The 17,065-nt window shown below is 72.4% G+C and carries 11 protein-coding genes; 4 read left to right on the plus strand and 7 right to left on the minus strand.

Going from position 1 to position 17,065, the window contains the following annotated elements; all coding sequences use genetic code 11:
* Positions 1–50 precede the first annotated feature (50 nt).
* A complete protein-coding gene (locus A3CQ_RS58600) occupies positions 51–317 on the plus strand; it encodes a hypothetical protein (RefSeq protein ID WP_084698853.1) in 267 nt (88 codons plus the stop codon).
* On the opposite strand, the gene A3CQ_RS0100195 is transcribed toward A3CQ_RS58600, so the two are convergent.
* The 5 genes from A3CQ_RS0100195 to A3CQ_RS0100215 are packed head-to-tail and all read right to left on the minus strand — an operon-like array spanning position 228 to position 7,056.
* Positions 228–1,262 carry a class I SAM-dependent methyltransferase gene (locus tag A3CQ_RS0100195; RefSeq protein WP_020508884.1) on the minus strand — a complete coding sequence of 345 codons (1,035 nt, stop codon included), beginning with the start codon at positions 1,260–1,262 and terminating at the stop codon, positions 228–230. The genes A3CQ_RS58600 and A3CQ_RS0100195 overlap by 90 nt on opposite strands.
* Before the next feature lie 34 nt (positions 1,263–1,296).
* Positions 1,297–3,168 (minus strand): hydantoinase B/oxoprolinase family protein, encoded by a 1,872-nt coding sequence (locus A3CQ_RS0100200; protein ID WP_020508885.1) that lies wholly within the window; start codon positions 3,166–3,168, stop codon positions 1,297–1,299.
* Between the two features lie 2 nt (positions 3,169–3,170).
* On the minus strand, positions 3,171–5,216 hold the full coding sequence (locus tag A3CQ_RS0100205; RefSeq protein WP_040431211.1) for a hydantoinase/oxoprolinase family protein: 2,046 nt from the start codon (positions 5,214–5,216) through the stop codon (positions 3,171–3,173).
* Between the two features lie 8 nt (positions 5,217–5,224).
* Positions 5,225–6,418, minus strand: coding sequence for a CaiB/BaiF CoA transferase family protein (locus A3CQ_RS0100210; protein ID WP_020508887.1), 1,194 nt, complete (start codon positions 6,416–6,418; stop codon positions 5,225–5,227).
* Positions 6,415–7,056, minus strand: a complete 642-nt coding sequence (locus tag A3CQ_RS0100215; protein ID WP_020508888.1) for a GntR family transcriptional regulator — start codon at positions 7,054–7,056, stop codon at positions 6,415–6,417. The genes A3CQ_RS0100210 and A3CQ_RS0100215 overlap by 4 nt, the downstream gene beginning before the upstream one ends.
* 115 nt (positions 7,057–7,171) lie before the next feature.
* Between A3CQ_RS0100215 and A3CQ_RS50850 the strand changes: the two genes are divergently transcribed.
* On the plus strand, positions 7,172–10,735 hold the full coding sequence (locus A3CQ_RS50850) for a DUF4132 domain-containing protein (protein WP_051115111.1): 3,564 nt from the start codon (positions 7,172–7,174) through the stop codon (positions 10,733–10,735).
* A 158-nt stretch (positions 10,736–10,893) separates the two neighbouring features.
* Here the strand turns inward: A3CQ_RS50850 and A3CQ_RS0100225 are convergent, their stop codons facing one another.
* Positions 10,894–11,823, minus strand: a complete 930-nt coding sequence (locus A3CQ_RS0100225; RefSeq protein ID WP_211216425.1) for a cation diffusion facilitator family transporter — start codon at positions 11,821–11,823, stop codon at positions 10,894–10,896.
* A gap of 475 nt (positions 11,824–12,298) precedes the next feature.
* Here A3CQ_RS0100225 and A3CQ_RS0100230 point away from each other — a divergent pair, with 475 nt between their 5' ends.
* Both A3CQ_RS0100230 and A3CQ_RS0100235 read left to right on the plus strand, forming a co-directional pair.
* The gene (locus tag A3CQ_RS0100230) at positions 12,299–13,222 is read left to right on the plus strand and encodes an FAD-dependent oxidoreductase (protein ID WP_020508890.1); all 924 of its coding nucleotides are present in this window, start codon (positions 12,299–12,301) and stop codon (positions 13,220–13,222) included.
* A gap of 250 nt (positions 13,223–13,472) precedes the next feature.
* Complete coding sequence (locus A3CQ_RS0100235) at positions 13,473–14,228, plus strand: enoyl-CoA hydratase/isomerase family protein (protein ID WP_020508891.1); 756 nt, start codon at positions 13,473–13,475, stop codon at positions 14,226–14,228.
* Positions 14,229–14,245: 17 nt separating this feature from the next.
* Here A3CQ_RS0100235 and A3CQ_RS0100240 read toward each other — a convergent pair whose 3' ends face one another.
* Positions 14,246–17,053: a helix-turn-helix transcriptional regulator gene (locus A3CQ_RS0100240; protein WP_026205142.1), complete on the minus strand. Its 2,808-nt coding sequence runs from the start codon at positions 17,051–17,053 to the stop codon at positions 14,246–14,248.
* Between the last annotated feature and the right edge of the window lie 12 nt (positions 17,054–17,065).

Consider the following 17,065-nt stretch of genomic DNA (forward strand, 5'->3'; position numbering starts at 1 on the left):
GTCCTTAACACCGATCGGGCCGACCATGGGTCCGAGGAGGAGGGCGTCGGATGGCCAGCAGGGACACGCGGCAGCAATTCGACGACATTGTCGAGCGCTTGACCGCGGACTATCCGTCCTTGGCACGAACCGGCTTGCCGCCGTGGCCGCGCCCGGTCCTCATCACCGTCCTGATAGCCGGCGGCCTGGTGTGGGCGTTCCTGTCGATCGCCATGGTCGCCTGGGGCCTATGGGGCGTGCTGCTCACGTGCGCGACCGTTCTCGCCACCGCCGCGGCGCTGACCGTGCGCACCTACCGGTGGCGCGCCGGCCGCTGAGCCGGGTGGTGAGCCCGGTAGTGCGCCGGCCGCCGAGGCCGGCCGGGCGTACACCTCGAGTTCCGTCGTGCACAGATCCGCCGGGGCGAACCCGCGGAAGCCGGCGTGCAGCGGGAAGCCGGCCTCCAGCGCGGCCCGCGACGGCTCGTCGACCGTGCGCTCGCAGCGTTCGATGTGGAAGCCGGCGTCGGTGAACGCCCGCTCCAGCTGCGACGCGCGCAGCCGGTTGCAGTACGAGAACTCGTTGCCGCCCAGCCGCCGCCACTCGCGCGGCGAGAAACGCAGGAAGTTGATCCGGGTGATCGCCGGATCCTGATGGGCGAAGTGGTCGCCGGGGTCGATCAGGTGCGCGGCGAAACCGTCCGGGCCGAGCAGCCGGCGGGCCTCGGCGAGCAGGCCGCGCAGGGCGTCCGGGGTGACGTGCTCGAGCACGGTCATCGAGAAGCTGAGATCGAAGCTGCCGTCCGCGTCGGGCATCCGGGACACGTCGCCGGGCGCGTGGTACCGGATGTTCAGCCGGCGGAGGATCTCGGGCACCGGTCGGCCGAGCAGTCCCCGCAGCTCCATCAGGCGGTCGTCGAGGATCAGGCCGTCGTAGAGCGGGACGAGCCGGTCATCGGTGGCGAGCCGGCGCAGCATCGCACCGGTCAGCGCGGCGTTGAGCCGCCGGTGGAGGTCGACGGTGACCACCTCAGCCGCGCCGAGCAGCCAGAACGCCACCGGCGCGACCGGCAGGTGGCCGGTGCCGATCTCGAGGCAGCGCGTGCCCGGCAGCGTGAAGCCCAGCCCGGTGAGCCGGCGCATCATGGCGGCATGCTGCGGCAGCCGCCGGAACGGGTCGTCCGAGAGACGCCCGAACCGGCGCTGGATCTGCTGGTACAGCGCTCCCCCGCCGGGCGTGAGAGCGCAAACCTTCTGGATGACCGCTTTCTGCCGCCACCGCATCCACCAACCATATCCGATTTATCGCGATAAGGTGCTACGTCCAGACGGGCCGGGTCGGCGCGGGCAGACCGGTCTCCTCCTCGCAGCGGGCCAGGATCTCGTCCAGCGACGGTCCCATGTCGAAGACGGGCAGCTCGGCCGGCCGCGCGGTGCGCATCTCGGCACGCAGAGCATCGGTAGCCGCGAGATCCACATCCCCGGATTCCGGCACGACCACCCCGTACCGCCGAGCGCCGGAGGCGGTGACCAGCCCGCGCCGGACCTCCTTGGCGACCAGCGACGGGTCCCGCTCCAGCGGATCACCCCACCCGCCGCCGCCCCACGTGACGAAGTGCAGCACGTCGCCGGGTCGCACCGGCACGTCGTGACATTTGCTGGGCAGCATCTCCCGCTCCCCCGACGCCCGGTCGATCCATTTCCGGCCGCGGGCGCCCGGTGCGCCCCCATTGACCCCCCACGGGTACGTCAGCCATCGGTCGTCGTGAATGGCGATCGTGCCCGGCTCGAGGAAGTGGTAGGCCACGTCGACGCCGTTACCGCCGCGATGCAGGCCCGCCCCGCCGGTGTCGGCGACCGTCTCCCATTTCTCGATCCGCAGCGGGTAGTAGGACTCGAGGAACTCGCACGGGATGTTCACGAAGCTGGGCCACAGCGAATGCCCGTCCGGCCCGTCGCCGAGCGGCCGCCCCGGGATCCCGCCGAAGCCGATCGAGTAGAGCTGGAACCATTCCCCCTTGCGATCGCCGCCGGAGTAGTTCCCGGAGTACATGAAGTGCGGCGACGAGGAGAAGCCGGCCGCGTTCAGCAGCGCCGGGTTGGTCTGCCCGAGCAGGCCGCCGAACAGGTCGAAGACCCGGCCGATGCCGTGGTTGCGGGCATTGAGAGCCGCCGGATGTCTCGGCTTCCAATACGAGCCGTCGGGGATCGTCACGTCGACGAGCGGATAGAAGCCGTCGTTCCAGAGGATCTGCGGATCGGCCACGGTGATCATGTAGATGCCGAAGAACATCCGGGCCAGGTTCTCGTTGAGGTAGTAGTTCACCGGCCCGATCGCCTGCGGGGACGAACCGCTGAAATCCAGGTGCACCTTGTCGCCGGTTCGGGTCAAGGACAATTTCAGCTCGTACGGCCCGAAGCCCACCCCGTCGTCGCAGATGTAATCGGTGAACGACAGCGTGCGGCCCTCCTCGAAGACGACGTGCAGCAGCGTCTTCATCGCGTCGTAGTTCCGTTGCAGCAGCGCGTCCAGCGCCGACAGATACGTCGCGACGCCGAACCGGGCGCACATCTCGGTGACCCGGCGGGCGGCCGTGCGGCAGGCGGCGACCAGACCGTTCAGATCCGCCCGGTTCCAGTCGGGAACGCGCACCTGGTTCAGGATGATGCGCAACGCGTCCTCGTTGAGCCGGCCGGCGTCGTACAGCTTGAAGGGCGGGATGACCACGCCCTCCTCGTAGATGGTCTTCGCGTCGGTCGGCATGGACGACGGCGTCTTGCCGCCCACGTCGGACATGTGACCGAACATCGACGCCCAGCCCACGACCCGGCCGTCGACGTAGATCGGCATGACCACGAGCCAGTCGTTGGCGTGGCTGATCGCGGCGCCGCACGCGTACGGATCGGAGGTGAGCAGAACGTCGCCCTCGCCGATGTCGCCGGCGAAACCGGCCAGGAAGTCGGGGATGGACAGGCCGAACTGGCCGACCACCATCTTGCCGCCCGGGTCGGCGATCAGCGGGAACTCGTCGTGCTGCTCCCGGATGCCGGGCGAGAGCGCGGTGCGGAACAGCACCTCGTCCATCTCGTAGCGGGCGTTGCGCAGGCCGTTCTCGACCAGGTCGAGGGTGACCGGATCGACCTCGACGGGCTCGATCGGCGCGGTGTTCGGCTCCACGATGGTCGCCATGGTCAGGCCTCCTCGGCGGTCGGACGGATCAGCAGGCTTCCGCTGGGATCGGTGGTGGCGGCGTGGCCGGGGAGGATGAGGGTCGTGGAGTCCATCTCGGTGACGATGGCGGGGCCGGGGATGACGTCGCCGGCCCGCAGCTTGAGACGGTCGTAGAGGGCCGCGTCGACGAAGCCGCCGTCGACGTAGACCGGGGTGGTGCCGGTGCGGGCAGAGGCCGGGTCGCCGTCGCCCTTCTCCAGGTGGATCGGGGTGACGGTCGGTTTGGCGCCGGTGACGGTGGCCCGCGCGTTGACCAGTTCGTGGTCGACGGTCAGGTTGAAGGAGAAGAGCCGCTCGTGCTCGGCGTCGAACTTCGCCGCCAGCCCGGCCGGGCCGTCGTCGAGGTCGAAGGTGACCGGGAGCTCGTTGCCCTGCCCGACAAATCTGACGTCGGCGGAATAGGCGATTTTCTCCGCCGCGACCCCCTGCGCCGCGAGTCGCGCGGACGCCGATTCCGACAGATCCCGGAATACCGCGGCAAGTTCCTCGGCGGACAAATCACCCAACTTCCGCAGCACCGTACGCGCCGACTCGTCCCGCGCCGAGGTCGTGGCATCGCCGAGAGCACACAGGACACCCGGCGACGGCGGGACGATCACCGGCCACGCCCCGGTCAGCCGGCCCAGCGCGTTGGCGTGCAGCGGCCCGGCCCCGCCGAAGGCGACCAGCGCGAAGTCCCGCGGGTCGAAGCCCTGCTGCACGCTGACCAGCCGCAGCCCGCCGAGCATGTTCTCGTTGACGATGTCGATGATCCCGGCCGCGGCCTGCTCGACACTGGCCAGGCCCATGGCGTCCGCGACGGTCTGCACCGCCGCCCGCGCCGCCGCCCGGTCGAGCGTGATCTCCCCACCGGCCAGGGCGGCCGGCAGATAGCCGAGCACGACGTTCGCGTCGGTCACGGTCGGCGCGTCTCCGCCCTTCCCGTACGCGGCCGGACCCGGCTCGGCGCCCGCCGACTGGGGCCCGACCCGCAGCGCCCTGGTCAGCCCGGGAACGTGGGCTATCGAGCCGCCGCCCGCCCCCACCGTGCGTACGTCCACCGCTGAAGCACGAACCGTGAGGTCACCCACCTTGGTCTCGCGGCCGATGCGCGCCTGCGCGCTCTGCACCAGCGCCACGTCGGTGGAGGTGCCGCCCATGTCGAAGGTGAGCAGCTCGGTGTGGCCGGACTGCTCGGCCACCCAGACCGCGCCGGTGACGCCGCCCGCCGGGCCGGACAGCAGCATGGTGACCGGCGCCGCGATCGCCGCTCCGGCCGACGAGAGACCGCCGTCGGAGCGCAGGATCGACAGCTCGGCCGGCACGCCCTCATCGGCGAGCTTCGTCCGCAGATTGGCGACATAGCGGGCGACCTGGGGCTGGACATAGCCGTTCGCGACCGTGGTCAGCGCCCGCTCGTACTCCCGCATCTCGGGCAGCACGACGCTGGAGAGCGAGATCTCGATTCCGGGCAGCTCCTCCGCGGCGATCTCCGCGATGCGCCGCTCGTGGGCGTCGTTGGCGAACGCGTTGATCAGCGACACCGCGAGCGCCTCGACCCCGTTCTCGCGCAGCTTCCGCAGTTCCGACCTGACCGCGTCCTCGTCGAGCGGCCTGATCACCGTCCCGTCGCTGCCGATCCGCTCGGGGACCTCGACCGTGTTCTCCAGCGCCGCCAGCGGCTCGGGCTTGGGCCAGATGATCCAGCCGGCCAGGCCGCCGGGGACGAACGATCGGGCGATCTGCAGCACCTGCCGGAAGCCCTGGGTGGTGACCAGGCCGACCGTGGCGCCCTTGCCCTCGAGGATCGCGTTCGTGGCGACCGTGGTGCCGTGCAGCACGTGGGCGACCGCGGACCGGTCGATGCCGGCCTCCGCGCACACCTTGTCGATGCCGTGCAGCACACCCACTGACTGATCGCTCGGCGTCGAGGCGGTCTTGGCCCGCCACGTCGAACCCGTTTCCTCGTCGACCAGCAGCACGTCGGTAAACGTGCCGCCCACATCCACGCCGAGTCGATAGGACATGCTTCTCCTTAGATGATCTTGTGCTGGCGCAGGCGCGCGCGCTCCGTTTCGCCGAGGCCGATCAGGCCGCCGTAGATCTCGTCGTTGTGCTCGCCCAGGGCCGGCCCGGCGCTCCGCACGCTGCCGGGCGTCTCGGACAATTTGGGCGTCGCGTTCTGCATCGGGATCGAGCCGAAGTCGGGGTGCGGGACGCTGACGATCGCCTCCCGCGCCGCGAAGTGCGGGTCGGCGAACATGTCCTTGGCCCGGAAGATCCGTCCGGCCGGGACGCCGGCCTCGTGCAGCTTCCCGAGCAGCTCATCGGCGTTTTTCGTGGCGGTCCACTTGGCGATCAGCCCGTCGAGCTCCTCCATCGCCGCTCCCCGCGCCGAATGAGTAGCATATTTCGGATTTGTCGCCAATTCCGGGCTATCCATCGCGACGCTCAAGCGGCCGAACACCGAGTCCTGGTTCGCGGCGATCAGGATCAGATCGCCGTCACCGGTCGGGTAGACGTTGGAAGGGGACACATTGGGCAGCACCGCCCCGGTCCGCTCCCGCTGATACCCCGCCACGGCCCACTCCGGCAGCAGCGACTCCATCATCGCCAGCACCGCCTCGTAGATCGCCGAGTCGACGACCTGCCCCCGCCCGGTCCGCTCGCGATGGTGGATCGCCACGAGCGTGCCGAGGCAGGCATACGTCGCGGCGAGCGAATCGCCGAGCGAGATGCCGGCTCGCACCGGAGCCCGGTCGGGGTCCCCCATCACGTACCGGATGCCGCCCATGGCCTCGCCGATCGAGCCGAAACCGGCACGGCTGGAGTAGGGCCCGGTCTGCCCATAGCCGGTCACGCGGGTCACCACCAGGCCAGGATTGGTCTCCCAGAGCGTCGCCGGCGCCATGCCCCAGCGCTCGAGGGTGCCCGGCCGGAAGTTCTCCACCACGATGTCGGCCGTGTCGATCAGCTTGCGGACCAGCGCCTGACCCTCCGGCTGCCGCAGGTCGCAGGTCACCGATTTCTTGTTGCGGGCCACCACCGGCCACCACAGCGACTTGCCGTGCGGCTTCTCCCGGCCCCACTCGCGCATCGGGTCGCCGCGGCCCGGGTCCTCCACCTTGATCACCTCGGCGCCGAAGTCTCCGAGCAGCTGGCCGCAGAACGGCCCCGCCAGCAGCTGGCCGAACTCGACGACCCGCAGGTCGCTCAGCGGCAGCGTCATGACCGTCCCCCGATCATCGTGGCGCGGGCGTTGTGCAGGTGGGCTCGCATGATCGCCTCGGCCCAGTCGCCGTCGCCGGCCCGCGCCGCCGCCACCATCTCGACGTGGTGGTGCAGGCTGCGCCGGAGCGCGTCGGGCGTGTAGTCGTGGAAGTTCTGGTGGACCACGGCCGCGTGGGTGACGCCCCGCAGCGCGCCGGCCAGCGGCGGGGAGCCGGCCGCGTCGATGAACAGGCCGTGGAAGCGCCGATTCAGCTCGACGATCTTCGTGAGGTCCTGCGCGCGCCCCGGCTTGCCGGCCCGCATCATCTCGGCCGCCAGACGGTCGAGCTCGGCCAGCTGCTCCTCACTCAGGTGCGGAACCGCCTGGCGTACGGCATAGGGCTCGAGCCGCAGCCGGAGCTCGAAGATCTCCCGCAGCTGCTCGGTGCTCCAGGTCGCGACGCGGGCGCCGCGGTTGGGCTGCAGCTCGACCAGGCCCTCCGCCGCCAGGCGCGACAGAGCCTCCCGGATCGGCGTGCGGCTCACCGACAGCCGACCGGCCAGTTCGGCCTCGCCCAGCCTCGTCCCCGACGCGATCGCCCCCGAGAGAATCTCTTCCCGCAGTGATTGCGCCGCCTGCTCCGCCGCTGGTCGCACCTGACCTCCTCGTCGATTGCATGCAATCCTCGCCAGTCAGCGGCCCTTTTTGCAAGATTCTTGCGCCGATTGCATGCAATCTGTTTCTGTCATACGGCCTGGCTAACCTTCCCCCATGCCGTACGAGGTGACGCCTTCCTCAACCGCAGCGGAAACAGCCACCGGCTCCTCGTCCACGCCGGCTTCCCGTTCCCCCACGCCCGCTGCCGCGGCTTCCGCTCCGATCGCTTCCTCACCCTCGTTCGTCTTCCCGCCGGCTTGGTACCGATATCGCCATCCGCGGCGGGGCAGCGTCGGGGTCGCGGCGTTCACCCCCGATCGCAGGGCACGCCAGATCGCCGACGACGAGGTCGCCCGGGTTCCGCACCAGGTCGAGCTGATCCTGGCGGCGACGGGCACCGATCCGGAGCTGCGTCGTGCCGGTCTCGCCTGGCTGGCGGGCGACGGCGACGCCCCGGCCGCCGGTGCCGCCGCGGTGGCGCTCGCGGCCGCCCTCGGCAAGTGGAGCGAGCTGCACAAACTGGCCGCCTTCGCCGATCGGTGGATCGCCGCGCGAGGGCTGCCGTTCGCGGTCGAGGCCGCCGTCGAGGCGATGGCCATGCGGGTCGCCGAGGACGGCCCGTTCGTCCCCACCGGCCGGCGCTACCGCGTCGAGCGGATGGCCCCCGCCGACACCCGCGGCGGCGGCCAGATCGACAACCAGTTGCTGATCCTGTTCCGCGTGCGCGAGGCGCTGGCCGCCGCCTCCCCCGACGACTACGCCGCGGCGGTCATCGCGCTCGACGGCTACCGCTCCGGCACCCTGTACGCCCGGGTGGCCACCACCCTGCTGGCGCCCGACCAGGCCGAGTGGGTCGAAGAAGACATCGCCCAGACCGTGGCGACGAACGAGCGCTACCTCGCCCTGGCCCTGCTCACCGCGGCCGGCACACCCGCCCAGCTGAACGCGCTCGTCCCCCTGGTCAGCAGCTGGACGGTCGTGGGCACGTTCCCGCTGATCGCCACCCTCGCCGACGGTCTCGGCGCGGCCTGTGTCCCCGCGCTGCTCCACTGGTTCGACACGGCCCCCGGCGCCGACGGCCAGAAACGCCTCCTCTCCGCGATAGCCGCCCTCCCCAGCGACGAGGCAATGGCCGGCCTCATCGCCCGCGCCGACGCGAAATACGTGACCCCCGCCCTGCTGGAGGCAGCCTACCGCTTCCCCGCGCGTGCCCTGCGCCTGCTCGCCGAGGCGGCCGCCGCCCACCCCACGCCCGCTCAACCCGCGCCCGCGCTCGCCCAGCCCGCAGCCACCCAGCGCGCGGTCGCCGACCTGCTGCGCGGTCACCTGGCCACCCACCCCGGCCTCGCCGCCCAGGTCCTCCCCCGGCTCACCCCCGAGGCGGCCGCCCAGGTCGAGGCGGTCACCGAGGCAGCCGCCGCCATCACGATCGCCCCCGCCGAGGCGATACCACCCCTGCTGGCATCCCCGCCCTGGCTGCACCGCCCCAAACCGCCGAAACCGGTCGTCGTTCCCGGCCTGACCAGCACCGACCGGGCCACGATCGCCTGGCTGCCCGGCGAGCGGGAGGAATGGCTCGACACCGAGATCCCCCACTATGGCCACCGCCGGGACTGGCCGGCCCTGGCCCTGCGCATCGCCACCGGCCGGGCGAGCTGGTATGAGCCGTACCAGTTCTTCGCCGAGGCCCCCGAGGTAGTCGCCCGCCCGGTCCTCGCCCGGTGGAAGCCGAGCGACACCTACGACGCGGGCTCCTGGACCCGCGTGATCGCGGCCCGCTTCGAGCTGGACGCGCTGCCGCCCCTGCTCGCCATCGCCGGTTCCGCCGCCGCGGCCGTGGCGCCGGCCCTCCTGCCGTACTCGTCCCCCGAGATCGCCCTGCACATGGCCGACTGGCTGGCCCGACTCAAGAGCGTCCGCCGGACCGCACTGACGTGGCTGCTGCGCCACCCGGCCGAGGCCACCCGCGCGCTGGTGCCGCCCGCCCTCGGCAAGGCCGGCCCCGCCCGCCGCCAGGCCGAGCGGGCGCTGCTGGCCCTGCACACCAACGGCCACACCGAGGCGGTCCGTGCCGCCGCCCGGTCCCACGGCGTCGACGCCGAAGCCGCCATCGACACCCTGCTGGCCACCGACCCGCTGGCCGTGCTGCCCGCCCGCATCCCGGCGAACCCGCCCTGGGCGGTCCCGGCCCTGCTGCCCCCGATCGCGCTGCGCGACGGCGTGGGCGCGCTGCCACCCGAAGCGGTCGCCCATGTGGTCACCATGCTGGCGCTGTCCCGCCCCGACGACCCCTATGCGGGCGTCGAGGTCGTACGGCAGGCATGCGATCCGGCGTCGCTGGCCGAGTTCGGCTGGGCGCTCTTCCAGCGCTGGCTGTCCTCGGGCGCCGACCCGAAGGAGAACTGGGCGCTGGACGCCCTCGGCCTGATCGGCGACGATCGGACCGTCCGCCGGCTGACCCCGCAGATCGTGGCCTGGCCCCGCGAGGGTGCCCAGGCCAGGGCCGCCACCGGCGTCCAGGTGCTGGCCGCGATCGGCTCCGACGTCGCCCTCATGCACCTGCACGGCATAGCCGAGCGGGCCCGGCTCGGCGGGCTCAAGAAGGCCGCCCAGCGGAAGATGGACGAGGTCGCGGCCGGCCTGGGCCTCACCGCCGACCAGCTCGCCGACCGCCTGGTGCCTGGCCTGGGCCTCGAACCCGACGGCAGCATGCGCCTCGACTACGGCCCGCGCCAGTTCGTGGTCGGCTTCGACAAGCAGTTGCGCCCCTTCGCCGCCGACGCCACCGGCAACCGCCTCAAGGCCCTGCCCAAGCCCGGCGTCCGCGACGACCCCGAGCGAGCCCCCGCCGCGTACCGGGAATTCACCACCCTGAAAAAGGACGTCCGCACGGTAGCCGCCGACCAGATCCGCCGCCTGGAACGAGCCATGGTCACCGGCCGCCGCTGGCCGTCCGACGAGTTCCGCCGACTGTTCGTCGAGCACCCGCTGCTCCGCCACATAGTCCGCCGCCTGGTCTGGGCCGTCTACGACGAGTCGGGCGCGCTGCCGCGCGCCTTCCGGCTGGCCGACGAGAGGCCGCCGGCCCACGGCGGCGGCCGCCTCTTCGCCACCGTGGACGACGACGAAGCCACGCTGGCCGGCGACGCGACAGTCGGCGTCGCCCACCCCCTGCACCTGGGCGACTCGCTACCCGCCTGGTCCAAGCTCTTCGCCGCCCGCGAGATCCTTCAGCCCTTCCCTCAGCTGGCTCGCCAGACGTTCGCCCTGACCCCCGATGAGGCAGCGTCGAGCACGCTCGACCGCTTCCGAGGCCAGATCGTGCCCACCACCAGCCTGCTGGGCCTGGAGCGACGAGGCTGGCGCCGCGAAGATCCCCAAGACGGCGGCCTGCAGGAGCATCTGAGCCTGCCCCTGGGTCCCAAACTGGAGCTGGCGATAGAGCTGGAGCCCGGCATAGTCCCCGGCATGCCCGCCCACGAGCCCGAGCAAAAGCTCATGGCCGTCTTCCTGCACAACGGCACCGGCACCACCCGGGCACAACCCCGAGCGGTCGCGCCTCCCCCTGAGCCGCCTGGACCCGGTCACCGCCTCCGAAGTCCTCCGCGACCTCACCGAAATCACCGCCGCCGCCTGAGAGCACGCGGCGCGGGTGGTCCCCCGAGTGTCGATGGGTAGCTGCGGAGAGGCGGTCGCAGCGGCCGTGGGAGAGGACCGCCGCTGCCCGATAGCGCGTGGTGCCGTGGTCCCCGAAGGTCAGTGGGTGACTGCGGCAAGGCGGTCGCGGGAGAGGACCGCCGCCGCCTGAGAGCACGTGGCGCGGGTCGTCCCGAGTGTCAGCGGGTGACTGCGGCGAGGCGGTCGCGGCGGTTGTGGGAGAGGCCGGTGTGGTGCCCGTCGCCGGGGTGGGTGGCGGGGTCGACGTGGATGGTGACGCTGGTCAGGCGAGGGACGTGGTGGGTCAGCTGATGTTCGGCGTCGGCGGCTATCTCATGGGCGGCCAGCAGGGTGAGCCGTGAGTCGACTACGACCGTGGCCTCGGCGTGGAGGCGGTGCCCGATCCAGCGCAGACGCAGGCCGGCCACGTCGCGGACACCGGGGATGTCGCGGAGCGTCCGCTCGGCCCGGTCGACCAGCGCGGGTTCGACGCGGTCCATGAGCCGGCGGTAGATCTCGCGAGCGGCGTCCTTGAGCACGAACGCGATGGCGACCGTGATGGCCAGCCCCACCACCGGGTCGGCCCACGACCAGCCCAGCCCGGCCCCGGCCGCCGCGAGCACAACGGCAAGCGAGGTGAAGCCGTCGGTGCGAGCGTGCAGGCCGTCGGCCACCAGCGCAGCCGACCCGATACGCCGCCCCACGGAGATGCGATAACGCGCGACAACCTCATTCCCCACAAACCCGATCACCCCCGCGGCCGCAACCCACGCCAGGTGAGCCATCGGCCGCGGATGCACCAGACGGTCGGCCGCGAACCAGGCCGAGGCGACCGAAGACCCCGCGATGACCAGCACAATCACGATGCCGGCCAGGTCCTCGGCCCGGCCGAACCCATAGGTATACGCCCGAGTCGCAGCGCGTCGCCCAAGCCAGAACGCGATCCCCAGCGGAACAGCGGTAAGCGCATCCGCCACGTTGTGCAGCGTGTCGCCGAGCAGCGCCACCGACCCCGACAGCACCACAACCAAGGCCTGCAGCACCGCCGTGACGCCCAGCCCCGCCAGCGAAATCCACAAGGCCCGCATGCCCTCGCGCGAAGCCTCCATGGCCGAGTCGACCTTGTCCGCGCTGTCATGCGAATGCGGCGCGATCAGGTGCCGAAGCCACCCAACCCGCCCGCGCCCGTGCCGCTCGCCGTGGCCGTGATCCCCGCCGCGGCCATGGCCGTGGCCGTGACCCTCGCCGTAACCGTCGCCGTCGGCGTGGGCATCGTCGTGATCGTGGGCGTGGCCCTCGCTGTGATCGTGATCGTCGTGATGGTGCTGGTGCTGAGGCATGGCGCGGCCCATCTGCTCGTGAGGGGTCGCGGCCAGCCTACGCTCGAAGGTAGTCGTGCGACAACCCGGCAATTGCCAACGACCTGCAGAAACAACAACCCTGCGACACGCAATGGCACGGCCAGGCGATGGGCGACCGGCCCGCGATCCCGGCCGGATGGACCGGAGCAATGCGGGCGTGCGTCGGGGACGTGCCGCGATCGGAATTGGATTCCGACCGTCTGCGGCCACCAGGATCGATGGTATGACCGATGTGATCGTGGTGGGTGGCGGCGTGATTGGACTGACCACCGCCGTCCGGCTGCAGCAGCGCGGGGCGGACGTCCGGGTGTGGACTGCGCGCGAGCCGGCCGAGACGGTGTCGAGCATGGCGGCGGCGGTCTGGTACCCGACCCGGACCGACTTCGACCCGCGCGTGCTGCGCTGGGCGGCCGACACCTACACGGAGTTCGTGCGCCAGATCGAGTCGGGCGTGCCGGGGACACTCCTGCGCCGCACCCGCACGCTGCTGCGCCACCGCATCGCATCGCCTCCGTGGTGGGCGCCGGCCGCCCGGCACTTCGAACTGCGGGACGGGCACGGCCCGTACGCGAACGAATTGGTCTTTGATGCTCCGCTGGCGGAAATGAGCGCCTATCTGGAATGGCTGCGCGGGCAGGTCAAGCAGGTCGAGCGTCGCCGTATCCACAGTCTGGACGAAGTAGAAGCGCCGGTTGTGGTCAACGCGACCGGGCTCGCCGCGGGGCGCCTGTGTGCGGACCCGAATGTCCGGCCGGCCTGTGGACACGTCGTGATTGTGGAAAACCCCGGGCTGGACGAGTCGGTGCGGGATGAGGAAGACCCGGCCGGCGTCACCTATGTGCATCCGCGACGTGCCGATGTGGTGCTGGGTGGAACGTTCCAGGTGGGCTCCTACAACACCGGGCCCGACCCGGCCGAGTCCGCGGCGATCGTCGCGCGCTGCACGGCCCTGGTGCCCGAGCTGGCCGGCGCGAGGGTCCTCGCCGATCGGAAGGGACTGCGCCCGCTACGGGACGGCGGCCCCCGCGTCGAGCGAGTGGACAAACCGGATGGCCGCCGCGTTATCCACAGCTACGGCCACGGCGGCGCCGGAATGACCCTTTCCTGGGGATGCGCCGACGAGGTGGCAGAACTGGCACTGGACTGACCGGCGCGAGGCCGCGCACGAGACCGGCCCAAGGCCGGGCACGAGACCCGCGCGAAGCCAGGCACGAAACCCGCACACGAGACCCGCGCGAAGCCAGGCACGAGACCCGCGCACGAGACCCGCGCGAGGCCAGGCACGAGCCCGGCGCCGCCGAGGCCGCGAGGCGAGACAGGTGGCGGAGGCGGCAGGTGGCGGACTCACAGGCAGGCGAGGCTGGCGCCGGACGGACCGGGCGCGCGAGGATCGGGCGATGACCGGCATCCAGATCGACGAGATGGACGGCGTCGCGATCGTGCGGCTCGCGCACGGCAAGGTCAACGCGCTCGACCTCGAGCTCCTCGAGGAGATCACCGAGGTCTTCACCAGCATGACCGCGGACGCCGTCGTGCTCACCGGCGCCGGCCGCGCCTTCTCGGCCGGCGTCGACCTGTGGCGGATCCTCGACGGCGGCGCCGACTACGTACGGGCGTTCCTCCCGGCCCTGGACGCGGCCTTCCTCGCGATCTTCGGGCTCGGGCGGCCGACGGTCGCGGCGATCAACGGCCACGCCATCGCGGGCGGGGCGATCCTGGCCGCGGCCTGCGACCACCGCATCATGGCCGACGGGCCGGCGACGATCGGCGTCACGGAACTCCTGGTCGGCGTGCCGTTCCCGCCCACCGCGCTGGAGATCCTCGGGCACGCGTTCGGCGAGCCGGCCGCCCGCCGCGCGGTGCTCACCGGGCACACCCTGACGCCGGCCGAGGCCCGGACGGCCGGCCACGTCGACGAGGTGACCGAAGCCGACCTGCTGCTCGACACCGCCGTCGCCCGAGCGCACGTGGCCGTCCCGCTCGACACCTACCGCATGACCAAGGAGCAGCTGCAGGCCCCTGTGCACGAGCGCCTCGACCGCCTGCGGCCCGTCTACGATCCACAGGTCTTCAAGCTGTGGACAACGGGAGTCGAGGACGGCCGCATCCGTCGCTACATGGAGGAGGTCACCGCCCGCCGAAGCGCTCGCTGATCTCCGGCAGCGGGGAGTCACTGGTCGCGCAGCGCCGCCGCGAGCTCACGCCGGGACGAGATCCCCAGCTTGGTGAAGACCTTCCGCAAATGCCATTCGACCGTACGGGGACTCAGGAACAGCACCGCGCCGATCTCGGCATTGGTGCGACCGGCCACCGCGTGGCGAGCGATCTGCGACTCCTGCGGCGTCAGCTCGTCGCGATCACCCAGGACCTTTTTCCGTACGGCCTCGCCGGTAGCCGCCAATTCGCGGCCGGCGCGTTCCGCGAGTCCTTCGGCCCCCATCGCGGAGAAGGCCTCATGCGCGGCTCGCAGCTGGTCACGGGCGTCCCCGCGACGGCCGGCCCGCCGGAGCCATTCGCCGTAGAGCAGCCAGGCCCGGGCCAGCGGCAGCCCCAACCGTCCGCCTCCGAACAACCTGATGGCCAGCAGGTACTGCGCGTCAATCGGACCGGAATCATCCGTTCCGCCCGCGGACTGACCGGCCGACGAAGCCAGCGCGTCGGCCAACGCCCGAGCCCCCAGCGCCCAATCCGTCCCGGCCGCCGCGGCCCGCGACGCGAGCCGTTCCCGCGCCCACGCCGCCGCCTCCGGATCGCCGCCGTGCGCCGCCGCCTCAACCATCTCCAGCAGCGCCGCCCCGGTAACGCCGAGATCGCCGCGCTCGACCGCCGCCCGGGAGGCCCCGATCGCCGCCGGATACCGCCCGAGCCCGTTGCACAACACGGCCTTCGCCAGCAGCGCAACCCCAACACGCCGCCCGCCGTGCCTGCCCGAGGCGCCCAGGCCAGAGGCGTCCCGCCCAGAAGCGTCGCGCCCGGAGGCATCCCGGCCGGAAGCGTCCTGCCCGGAGACATCCCGGCCGGAAGCGTCCCGACCGGAGGCATCCCGGATCGCGGCGTCGATCAGGTCGAGCGCCGCCTCCTCCCGCCCCCGCAGGGCCGCGAGCGCCAGCGCCGCCGACGGATCGACCGGCAGCCCGGTGGCCAGCCCGAGCGCATCCAGCTCATCGATCAGCGAGGCCGCGTCCGCGAACCGCCCCGCATCCAGCAACGCCCCGGCCCGGAACGTCAACGCGGCCGGCAGCGCCCCCAACGCCCCGGTCGATCGCGCCGACTCCACCACCCCCGACGTCAGCGAGTCCCGGGCAGCTTCGTCCCACACCTCCAGCGCCGCCGGCACCGCGAGCCAGAGCGGCCCCGGCGATTCCAGCGCCTCGCGAAGAAGCGGCGCCGCCACGTCGTATCCGTCCAGGGTCCAGGCCACCAGCGCATCCAGCAGCGGAAGCCCCGGCACACGACGGGCTGCGAGCGCCGCCGGCCGCGGATCCCCTCCCCCGGCGAGGGCCGCCCCCAGCGCCTCGAGATACGTCTCCCGCGCCGCCGCCACGTCCAGCCCTTCGAGCCGCCGCGCGGCCGCGAGCAGCGACGACCCCGCCGCCCGCCCCGGATCGACGGCGAACGCGACCTGCGCACCCAACCGCTCCACCCCCGCCTGCTGAAGCGGGTCGAGCGGCCCCAGCGAGGCCGCCGCGAGCAGCGCGGATGCCGCCGCCGGCGCCCCCGCCGCGAACCGGGCCCGGGCCGCCGCCAGCGCCCGCGCCGCACGCCCCTTCGGATCGGCCGTCAGCTCGGCCGCCCGTTCCAGGAACGAGGCCGCCGCCGACCGCCCACCCCGGGCCAGGGCCCGTTCCGCCGAGCTCTCCAGCTCCGCCGCGACCTCGTCGTCCGTACCCACCGTCGCGTGCGCCCGATGCCACGCCCGCCGGTCCGGGTCCGCCTCCGGATCGGTGACCTCCGCCAGCGCCGCGTGCACCGCCCGCAGCTCCTCCGGCGACGCCGAGCGCCACACCGCCGAGCGCACCAGCGGATGCCGGAACCGCACCCGGGCGCCCAGCTCGACCAGCCCCTCGGCCTCCGCGGCCGCCGCCGCGTCCGGCGCGACGCCGAGCCGTTGCGCGGCCCGCCAGAGCAGCGGAACGTCGCCCACCGGCTCGACCGCCGCGGCGAGCAGGAGCGTACGCGTGGAAATTGGCAATCGCGCGACGCGCCGCAGAAAGCCCTCCTCGACGCGGCCCGCGAGGGGTCCCGGGCTCTGCCCGCCGAAGCCGAAGGCCAGCTCGGCCGGGGTGAGCCCGCGCGGCAGCTCCAGCAGGGCAAGCGGATTGCCGCGCGTCTCGGCGACGATCCGGTCCCGCACCCGATCGTCGACCGGCCCCGGCAGCACCTGATCGAGCAGCGCCCGTGCGTCGGCCTCAGCCAGGCCCTCCACGCGCAGCTCGGGGAGCCCGCCCAGCAGTTGCTCGTCACCCGGGCTGCGGGCCGCGAAGACGAGCGCGACCGACTCGGCGTCGAGGCGCCGCGCCACGAACGTGAGGATCACCTCGGACATACGGTCCAGCCATTGCACGTCGTCGACCACGCAGACCAATGGCTCATTGGCCGCCGCCTCGGCGAGCAGCCCGAGCACGGCCAGCCCCACCATCAACGCCTCCGGCGGCGCGCCCGCGCTCAGACCGAACGCCGTCGAGAGCGCCTCCCGCTGCGGCTCCGGCAGCTCGCCGAGGTGCCCGAGCAGCGGCGCGATCAGTTGCTGCAGCGCCGAGTACGCGATCTCGGTCTCCGGCTCGACGCCGGCGGCCCAGGCCACCCGCCCGGAGCGAGCGTTGCCCGTGAGGTAGTCCAGCAGCGCGGTCTTCCCCGCGCCGGCCTCCCCGCGCAACACCAGCACACGGCTCTGACCAGCACGGATGTCACGCAGCAGACGGTCGAGCGCATCCCGCTCACGCCGCCGCCCCCGCAATTCCGGACGTTGTCTGGGCACGGCCTGGAGGTT

The sequence above is a fragment of the Paractinoplanes globisporus DSM 43857 genome (assembly GCF_000379645.1).
In the GTDB taxonomy this organism is placed as follows: domain Bacteria; phylum Actinomycetota; class Actinomycetes; order Mycobacteriales; family Micromonosporaceae; genus Actinoplanes; species Actinoplanes globisporus.

Bases quoted from the DNA above. Each gene is read 5' to 3' on its own strand.
- A3CQ_RS58600 (WP_084698853.1), top strand. From the start codon at position 51: ATGGCCAGCAGGGACACGCGGCAGCAATTCGACGACATTGTCGAGCGC.
- A3CQ_RS50850 (WP_051115111.1), top strand. From the start codon at position 7,172: ATGCCGTACGAGGTGACGCCTTCCTCAACCGCAGCGGAAACAGCCACC.
- A3CQ_RS0100235 (WP_020508891.1), top strand. From the start codon at position 13,473: ATGACCGGCATCCAGATCGACGAGATGGACGGCGTCGCGATCGTGCGG.
- A3CQ_RS0100230 (WP_020508890.1), top strand. From the start codon at position 12,299: ATGACCGATGTGATCGTGGTGGGTGGCGGCGTGATTGGACTGACCACC.
- A3CQ_RS0100225 (WP_211216425.1), bottom strand. From the start codon at position 11,823: ATGGAGGCTTCGCGCGAGGGCATGCGGGCCTTGTGGATTTCGCTGGCG.
- A3CQ_RS0100205 (WP_040431211.1), bottom strand. From the start codon at position 5,216: ATGTCCTATCGACTCGGCGTGGATGTGGGCGGCACGTTTACCGACGTG.
- A3CQ_RS0100200 (WP_020508885.1), bottom strand. From the start codon at position 3,168: ATGGCGACCATCGTGGAGCCGAACACCGCGCCGATCGAGCCCGTCGAG.
- A3CQ_RS0100210 (WP_020508887.1), bottom strand. From the start codon at position 6,418: ATGACGCTGCCGCTGAGCGACCTGCGGGTCGTCGAGTTCGGCCAGCTG.
- A3CQ_RS0100195 (WP_020508884.1), bottom strand. From the start codon at position 1,262: ATGCGGTGGCGGCAGAAAGCGGTCATCCAGAAGGTTTGCGCTCTCACG.